General features: G+C 76.2%; 7 protein-coding genes and 1 pseudogene. 3 read left to right on the plus strand and 5 right to left on the minus strand.

Annotated features, from left to right (window positions below; genetic code table 11):
• Window positions 1-122 precede the first annotated feature (122 nt).
• The 3 genes from AC6EXY_RS30630 (at window position 123) to AC6EXY_RS30640 (ending at window position 2,543) form a co-directional block, all read left to right on the plus strand.
• The gene (locus AC6EXY_RS30630; protein WP_423748107.1) at window positions 123-269 is read left to right on the plus strand and encodes an SAM-dependent methyltransferase; all 147 of its coding nucleotides are present in this window, start codon (window positions 123-125) and stop codon (window positions 267-269) included.
• 252 nt (window positions 270-521) lie between these two features.
• The gene (locus AC6EXY_RS30635) at window positions 522-1,925 is read left to right on the plus strand and encodes a CopD family protein (protein WP_499817367.1); all 1,404 of its coding nucleotides are present in this window, start codon (window positions 522-524) and stop codon (window positions 1,923-1,925) included.
• Between the two features lie 387 nt (window positions 1,926-2,312).
• A complete protein-coding gene (locus tag AC6EXY_RS30640; protein WP_499817368.1) occupies window positions 2,313-2,543 on the plus strand; it encodes a hypothetical protein in 231 nt (76 codons plus the stop codon).
• A gap of 138 nt (window positions 2,544-2,681) precedes the next feature.
• Here AC6EXY_RS30640 and AC6EXY_RS30645 read toward each other — a convergent pair whose 3' ends face one another.
• The 5 genes and pseudogenes from AC6EXY_RS30645 to AC6EXY_RS30665 all read right to left on the minus strand — a co-directional run.
• A complete protein-coding gene (locus tag AC6EXY_RS30645; protein WP_207770384.1) occupies window positions 2,682-3,380 on the minus strand; it encodes a PASTA domain-containing protein in 699 nt (232 codons plus the stop codon).
• Window positions 3,381-3,412: 32 nt separating this feature from the next.
• Window positions 3,413-6,241 (minus strand): SpoIIE family protein phosphatase, encoded by a 2,829-nt coding sequence (locus AC6EXY_RS30650; RefSeq protein ID WP_243407724.1) that lies wholly within the window; start codon window positions 6,239-6,241, stop codon window positions 3,413-3,415.
• Window positions 6,219-6,563: a WCX domain-containing protein gene (locus tag AC6EXY_RS30655; protein ID WP_480014576.1), complete on the minus strand. Its 345-nt coding sequence runs from the start codon at window positions 6,561-6,563 to the stop codon at window positions 6,219-6,221. Before AC6EXY_RS30655 ends, AC6EXY_RS30650 begins: the two co-directional genes overlap by 23 nt.
• A pseudogene (locus AC6EXY_RS30660) lies at window positions 6,544-6,648 on the minus strand (hypothetical protein); the annotation flags it as partial. The gene AC6EXY_RS30655 and the pseudogene AC6EXY_RS30660, both read right to left, overlap by 20 nt.
• A 123-nt stretch (window positions 6,649-6,771) precedes the next feature.
• Window positions 6,772-7,626, minus strand: an 855-nt coding sequence (locus AC6EXY_RS30665; RefSeq protein ID WP_499842442.1) for a tetratricopeptide repeat protein, incomplete at its 5' end; no start/stop codon positions are given.

Consider the following 7,626-nt stretch of genomic DNA (forward strand, 5'->3'; position numbering starts at 1 on the left):
GCCGGGTTCCCGCTTCCCACACATGCGCAGAACGAGGTGAGAGGTCCCCGGAGACATTTTTTGTGTCCCCCAGGACATCCAGAGAAGAATCGGCGGCCGGGACCGGCGGCACGCCGGCCTCGATGGTGGCTCTCGACGGCCTCGATCTGGTCGAACCGGGCCTGCAGGTCGTCCACCGCTGGCGCCCGGACGGCGACGGCCCCGGCGCGGCCGCCAGCCCCACGGACGCCCAGGTCAGCGTCTACGGTACCGTCGCCCGCAAGGGCTGAACCGGCGGCGAAACCGCGGTTCCCGCGCATTCATGAACCGGCGCACAGGTTCGCCTGACCGCCTTTCCGGAACAGCGGGCTTGGGACGCGGAATCCATCGGACGCTGCTCCCCAACCCCTCCTGCACGGAGCGGAAGGGCCATCGGTTCAAGCATTAAGTGGTGAGGTTTGTCGCTTTGATTTGATCACGTCCCGTGGGGCTACCCTGGGCCACTCTTCTGTCGGCTTACTGACTCAGGGTGGGGTGGGAACGTGGCGTTGCCGCGCGGGCACGAGATCGTGGCGGCGCCGGCGCCGTCGACCCCGCTGGGGCCGTTCCAGGACACGGCGATGGCCTGGACCACCTGGGTCACGCTGATGGGGCTCGTCGGGCTGACCGCGTTCGCCCTGCTCGTCGCGGCCCCGGTCGCGCGGCGGTTCGGCGGTGACGCGACGGCGACGGCACGGCTGGCCCGCGTCGCCGCCCCGCTCGGCGTGCTCGCGGTACCGGCGGTGCTCTCCGACGTCGCCCACCAGGCGTCCGCGACCGGGGGCTTCGACTACTCCGCCGCCTGGAACGCGCTCTACGACGGCAGCAACGCCGGGCGCCTGCTGGGGCTGCAGGTCACGCTGAGCCTGGTCGGCGCGTTGCTCGTCGCGCCGCTCGCGCTGCGCCGCGTCGCCGCCGGCCGGGCGCGGGGCCCGCTGCTGGGCGCCGGTCTGCTGTCCGGCGCGGTGGCGCTTGGCACGACGAAGTTCCCTGTCGCCGTGCCCGACGACGGGGGCCGCACCATCGTCGAGACGGTGATGTGGATGCTGCACCTGTTCGGTGGGTCGATCTGGATCGGGGGCCTCGCCGGGCTGGTACTGCTCGCCCTGCCCGGCGGCGTCGTGACCGGCGGCGTCGCCGCCTGCGGCCCCTCGGTGGGCGGCGCCGCGGCCGGCGGCGAGGCCCTCGAGCGGCCTCGTCACCGCGCCGGGAACGGGGCCGGTGACCAGGCGGCGTTCTGGTCGGCGACCATCCGGCGTTTCTCCGCGGTGGCGATGAGCTGCGTGGCCGCGATCGCGCTGTCCGGACTGTTCCTGTACTGGGAGCACGTCGACGGGCCGTCGCAGCTGCTGTCCACCATGTACGGCCGGGTGCTCGGCGTGAAGATCCTCCTCTTCGGGGCGCTGCTGCTGCTCGGCATGGTCAACCAGTTCTGGCTGCACCCGCGGATCGACGCGCTGCGCGCCGCGGGCGACAGCCGGCCGCTGCGCACGATCATCGCCCGCGAGTTCCCCGCCGTCGTCGCCGTCGAGCTGCTGTTTGGCCTGACGGTGCTGTTCGTCGCCCCGTTCCTGCACGGCTCCGCGCGCAACCAGGCCTTCGCCGCCGACGCCGCCCAGCACGCGACCAGCACCGTCGCCGCCCAGTCCGCCTTTCTCGGCCCGAAGACGGCCAGCACCTCCACCTGGATCTGGGGGACGGCGGAGACCATCGTGATCATTGGCGCGATGGCCGGCGGCTACCGGGTGTCCGGCCGCCTCGCCCAGTCCCGCGCCCGCGCGCTCGCCCGCCGGGCACGCGATGGTGGCGACGGCCCGCCGCCATGGCCCGAGGCCACCACCGCGCCGCGGAGGCACCCGGGACGCGCCCGAGGGAGCGATCGGACAGGTAGGCCGACCGCCCGCTGACCTCCGCACCCGCGTCGAATCCGCGACCAGCCCCGCCGGGCAGGCGGTCACCGTCCTGCCCGGCGGGTCGCCGCGACCGCCGTTTCTCCCGCTTCGACGGACACGTGTCAGCGTCAGGGGCAGGTGCCTGTCTCGTTGTGGCGGGAAAGTCGGGCGATATGTGTCGCCAGGGCGGGTCGGGTTTTGGCCGAAAGGCCTTGGGTATATCGACCGCCGCCCCTGGACAAATGCAGGAGCTGGAGGTGTGTCGTGCACGGAATGTCGAATCTTTGGAAGGCTGTTCTCACGGCGGGAATGGGCGCCTCACTGGCAGTTCTGTCGGCGGTTCCGGCGGGTGCGGCGACCATCAACAATCCGCTGACCGTCACGGGAGGTGTCCGCTGTGTGGTGGGATCGGCTGAATCGCTGTTGATCACCGGCGGTGGTGAGTCGCACGGCGCGACCGTGCGGCCAGGCGGAACGTTCGCCGTGACCTTCGGGAACCCGACCCTGCCGGGCACGGCCACCGCCACGGTGCGCTGCGACATCGCCGGCAGGCGCACCTACGCGAGCACCACGTTTCCCTTCTACCGGCCCGGGGGCGGCCAGCCTCTCGTGGTCAACCTGACCGTCCGCTGACGCGCGGCCTGCGGGGAGCCGCGTCGCGTGGCAGGGCCGGCTCCCCGCCGGTGGCGGTCCGCGCGGCCGCATCCAGCCTCATCGGCCCGGCGGCCCGGTCCGCTCGGGGAGCCCGCGAGCTCAGCTGGCCCGGTCCGCTCAGCCGACGGCCTCGTCGGTGGGGGCGGGCTCGGGGCGCATCGCCCGGGCCGAGCGCGGAGACGGGCCGGGCCGGCGCGGCTCCCGCACGCCCGCCGAGCCGCCGCCGCGGTTCAGCCACAGCGTCACCATCGATCCCGCCGGCACCCGGGCGCCGGACTCGGGGCTCTGGTCGGTGACGACGCCGCGCGGGGGGACGATGTCGGGCGGCAGGTCGGCGGCGTCCGGCTGGACGCCGACCAGACCGACCTCGACGAGCCGGGCCACCGCCGCCTCCCAGGACATGCCGACCACGTCGGGGACGACGACCGACGAGCGGCGGCGCAGCATCTTCGCGGCCCGGCCGACGATGTCGGCGGGCAGCAGGTCGAGCCCGGCGGGCTCCAGCGACGCGGCCGCCTCGGCGTCGGACGCGGCCGCCGCCTTGCCGCCGGACTCGAGCTCGTCCAGGTCGCGCCAGCGTTCCCAGGCCGACTGGCGGGTGACGCCGAGCCGGACGGCGATCTCCGTCCAGGACCGCCGGCCGCGCCGGGCGGCGCGCACCGCGTCGAGCTCGGCCTGGTCGAGCAGCCGGCGCAGCAGGCCGACGTCGGACAGCGCCGTGAGCGCCGCCTCGGCGTCCTGCCGGGACCGCGCGGCCTCCAGTCGCTCGAAGGCCCGCCGCGCCTCCTGCCAGGAACCGTCGCCACTGCCTCGCATGACTGTCAGGATAGCCTGACGCCGGCGTGCTGTCAGGCCCGCGGCGGATCGCTGCGCGGCGCGGGCCGGCCGTCCGGGCCCGCGCCGCCGATGCGCACGGCCAGCAGGGCGGTGTCGTCGTCGTGCTCGATGGACCGGCCGAGCGCCTGCAGCGCCTGGTCGCACAGGTCGTCGGGGTTCTCGTGCCCCGACCCGACCGCGGCGGACCGCAGCAGTTCCATCCCCACGTCGACGGGCCGATGCCGGTCCTCGACCAGCCCGTCGGTGAACAGCAGCAGGGTGCTGTCGGGGTCGACGTGGTGCTCGGTCTCGGCGTAGTCGGGCAGCCCGGTGCCCAGCGGCGGGCCGGGATCCACGGGCAGGTAGCGGGCGGGCCCGTCCGGCGGGACCAGCAGCGGCGGCAGATGCCCGGCCGAGGCGACGACGAGACGCCCGCTGGCCGGGTCGAGCACGGCCAGCGCCGCGGTGGCGATCCGGCCCTGCTCCAGGCGGGTGGTGGCGGCGTCAAGCTGGGTGAGGGTCTCCGCCGGGCTCGCCCGCGCGAGGGCGTGCACCCGCACGGCGGCCCGCAGCTGGCCCATCGTCGCCGCCGCGTGGATGCCATGGCCCATCACGTCCCCGATGACCAGCGCCACCCGGCCGTCGTCGAGGGGCAGCACGTCATACCAGTCGCCGCCGACGAGCGCGCCGGCGCTGCCGGGCAGGTACCGCCAGGCGAAGTCCAGGCCGGGCAGCTCCGGCAGCCGCTGCGGCAGCAGGCTGCGCTGCAGGGTGACCGCGGTGCGCCGCTCCTGCTCGTAGAGGCGGGCGTTGCCGATCGCCACCGTCGCCCGGTCGACGAGTTCGGCGACGACCCGGTGATCGTCCTCCTCGTAGCCGCGCCCCGCCGCGGCGACCAGACCGACGGCGGCGACCGGCCGCCCGCCCAGCACCAGCGGCAGCGCCAGGCGCGTCCCGTCCGGCGAACTGGTCACCCGGCCGGTGCGCAGCGCCCGCGTCATCCCGCCGCGGTCGGGCACGGTGCGAGCCGGGTCGGCGTCGGCGGGATCCGTGCCGCCGAGGGAGAGGTCCGTCCGGTCGGCGACCGCGACCACCCGCACGCCGCCCTCGTCGTCGACCTGGCAGGCCGCGGCCCGCGCCGCGTGCCAGGGAACGAGCAGGCCGACGAGGTGTTCCAGGATCCGCGAGGTCTGCAGGGTGGAGGTGAACAGGTCGGTGGCGGCGGCGAACAGGGTGGTGCGCTCCCGCGCGGCCCGCTCGACCGCGAACAGCCGGGCCCGCTCCAGCGCCAGCCCCGTCTGGGTCGCCAGGGCCTGCACGAACGCACGCTCGTCGTCGTCGAACAGCCGCGAGTGGTCGAAGGAGAACCGCAGCGCGCCGAGGGTGCGCTCCCCGGCGAACAGGGGCAGCACGCACAGCGCCGCCGCCGTCGGCTCCAGCTCGGCGAGGTCGGGATAGCGGACGTCCCGGTCGCGGCGCGACTCCAGCCACACCGGCTCCCCGGTGCGCAGCGCGTCCGTCGCCGGCAGCCGGTCGGTGAGCCGCTCCGCCCGCAACGTCGCGATCATGCTCTCGCCGTAGCCGACCGAGCCGGGCACGTCCAGGCGGCCCGCGCCGCGCGGCACCAGCAGCACCCCGCCGGACGCGCCGAGCACCGCCGTGCCCTCGCGCACGGCGGCGGCGGCGACCTGCTCGGCGGTGGTCGCCTGGGCCAGCGCCGCGGTGACCCGCTGCAGCCGCGCCGCCCGCTGCGCGGTGCGCTGGGCGGCGACGACCGCGCCGAGGGTGTCCAGCAGGTACTGCTCGAGACTGCGGGTGCGCACCGGGCCCTCGCCGCGCTCGGCCGCGCGCAGCTGCTCGATGAGCGCCCCGATGTACCAGCGGCGGAACGCCACATGCTGGGGCGGCGACTCGACGGTCAGCAGCCGCGCCGCACGGGCGTAGGTCTCGATCTCCTCCAGCGCGGCCAGGTACTGCTCGGCGTCGGTCGCGGCGCTGGCCGGCAGCACCAGCTCCAGCGGCGTGCGCGGCCGGCCCGCGGCCGCCGCCGCCAGCGCCTGACGCTTGATCGCCTGCCGTGGCCCGGTGAACTTGCTGGTCACGGTCGTGAGCAGTTCGGCGAGCCGCTCGGGCACCGCCGTCGCCACACCCGCCGCCGCACCCGCCGCGACCAGCGCGAACTCCCGCACCAGCCCGTCGACGTGGTTCTTCGCGGCCAGCAGCAGGTCGGTCGGCACGTCCCCGAGACGGACGAGGTGACCCGGTGACGACCGGGGCGCCCCCACCGGCTGCGTCTGTGCCATCACACCGCGGATCGGCAGCCCGCCGGCCTGTCCCGGCACCGCCGCACCCCTGATCCCGGCCGCGCCGGCGTCACCCGCCCCGGCGTCACCGGGGCCGTCCTCGCCGCCCTCCACCGGGCCGAACTCCGCCCAGACGACCTTGCCGCCGGGCGCCGGCTCGACGCCCCAGCGGCTGGCCGCCGCCGCCACCAGCGCCATGCCCCGCCCGGTCAGACCGTCCCCGCCCGCGGGCGGGCGCACCGGCGGGACATGGCTCGCATCGCCCACCTCGACGCGCAGCGCCGCGCCGCCGGTGAGCACCCGTACCTCCACCGGCGGCGCGCCGTGCAGCAGCGCGTTGGTCGCGAGCTCGCTCAGCACGAGCCGCACGTCGTCGGTCAGCGACTCCCACCGGCTGCCGGCGAGCAGCCGGGTCGCCACCCTGCGCACCTGGTCGATGCCGCCGCGACGTCCGTCCACCCGCAACGCCGCGCCCTCCACCGGGCCCGCGGCGCCCGGGCCTGGCGCGCTGACTGCCTCCGCCGGGCCGTCGGCCTCAGCTGAGCCGTGTCCGTTCACGCTGACCGGCCTCCTGCCCTTCCGCGGCGTCCAGCATGCCAGACAAGTCCGGCGGATGACCCCCGTCGGCGGCCGGGGTGAACAACGCGCCCAGCTCGCCGATCACCCCTGTGAGCTGCGGCGGATCGAGGACACGGAACGGTGCGCCGACGAGGGTGAGCAACATCGCCGCCCAGGCGAGCGAATCCGCCTCCATCCGCAGCCGGCACGATCCGGCGTCGACCTCCTCGACGGTGCCCCATCCGCCGACCGTGCGGGCGACCCGCCCGGCCGACCCGGAAGGTGCGCCAGTCGTCCCGGTCGGCGTCGAAGGCCAGCAGATACCAGCGGCCGCCGAGGGCGACGGCCTCCTCGTCGTCGAGCAGCGGCGACAGCAACCGCAGCATCCGGGCGCTCGGATCCGCCATCGCCGCTGCCTCGCCTCGTCGAGCCCTGCTCGCAGGACGGACCGGGCGCCCTCGCGAGCGGCGCGCGGGGCCCCGGGCCGGGAAGGGACCATGATAACGGGTGGCTGGCTGGACAGCGGCCGGCTAGAACAGCGTCCGGGGGCGGACGCCGTTGGCGAGGTCGACCAGGGCGTGGCGATCCTGGGGTGTCGCCGCGTGGCGGGCCAGCGTCCGGTAGGCGCGTTCCAGGCCGCCGCGCAGCGCCGCGGGCCGCAGCGGCACTCCCGCGACCGTCACCGCCGGGTCCTCGGCCGCCGACCCGGCGGTGACCAGCGCCAGCGCCCCGGCGAGCAGATCCCTGGCCAGCGCCGCGCGCGCCGCCGGGTCGAGGACCGCGTCGGCCTCCAGCTCGGCGAGCACCGCCGACGCGGCGGTGAGGCCCGCGAGATCCGGCGCCGCCGGCCCGTCGGTGCCGAGCACCCGCACCAGCAGCACCCGCGCCTCGACACCCCTCGGCGACGACGGGGCAACCCGCCGCAGCGCCGCGGCCGCGCCGTCGCGGTCCCCGTCGGCGGCGCGGACCCGGGCCAGCGCGAACGCCGCCCCGGTGAGGCCCGGGTCGGCGTCGGCGACCAGCTGGTAGTACCGCGCCGCGCCGGTCGCGTCGCCGGCCGCCTCGGCGGCGCACCCGAGCGCCAGCTTCGGCGCGATCTCCCCGGGCACCTCGTCGTAGACCCGCTCGAAGGAGCGGACCGCCGCGGCCGCCTCCCCGGTGGCGAGCTGCAGCACGCCGCGCTGCCAGGCCACCCGCCAGGAGCGCGGGTCGTCGGCCTCGAGCCGGTCGAGCAGCGCCCGCGCGGCGTCGTGCTCGCCGAGCCGGGCGCGCAGGTCGGCGAGGAGCAGACGGGCCGCCGGGCTGGTGGCGCCCAGCGCGTCGAGCAGGCCGGCGAGGCGCGCGGGCGGCAGGTCGGCCGGCGCGCTCGCCGCGCTGCCCGCCGA

The organism is Frankia sp. RB5 (assembly GCF_059816245.1).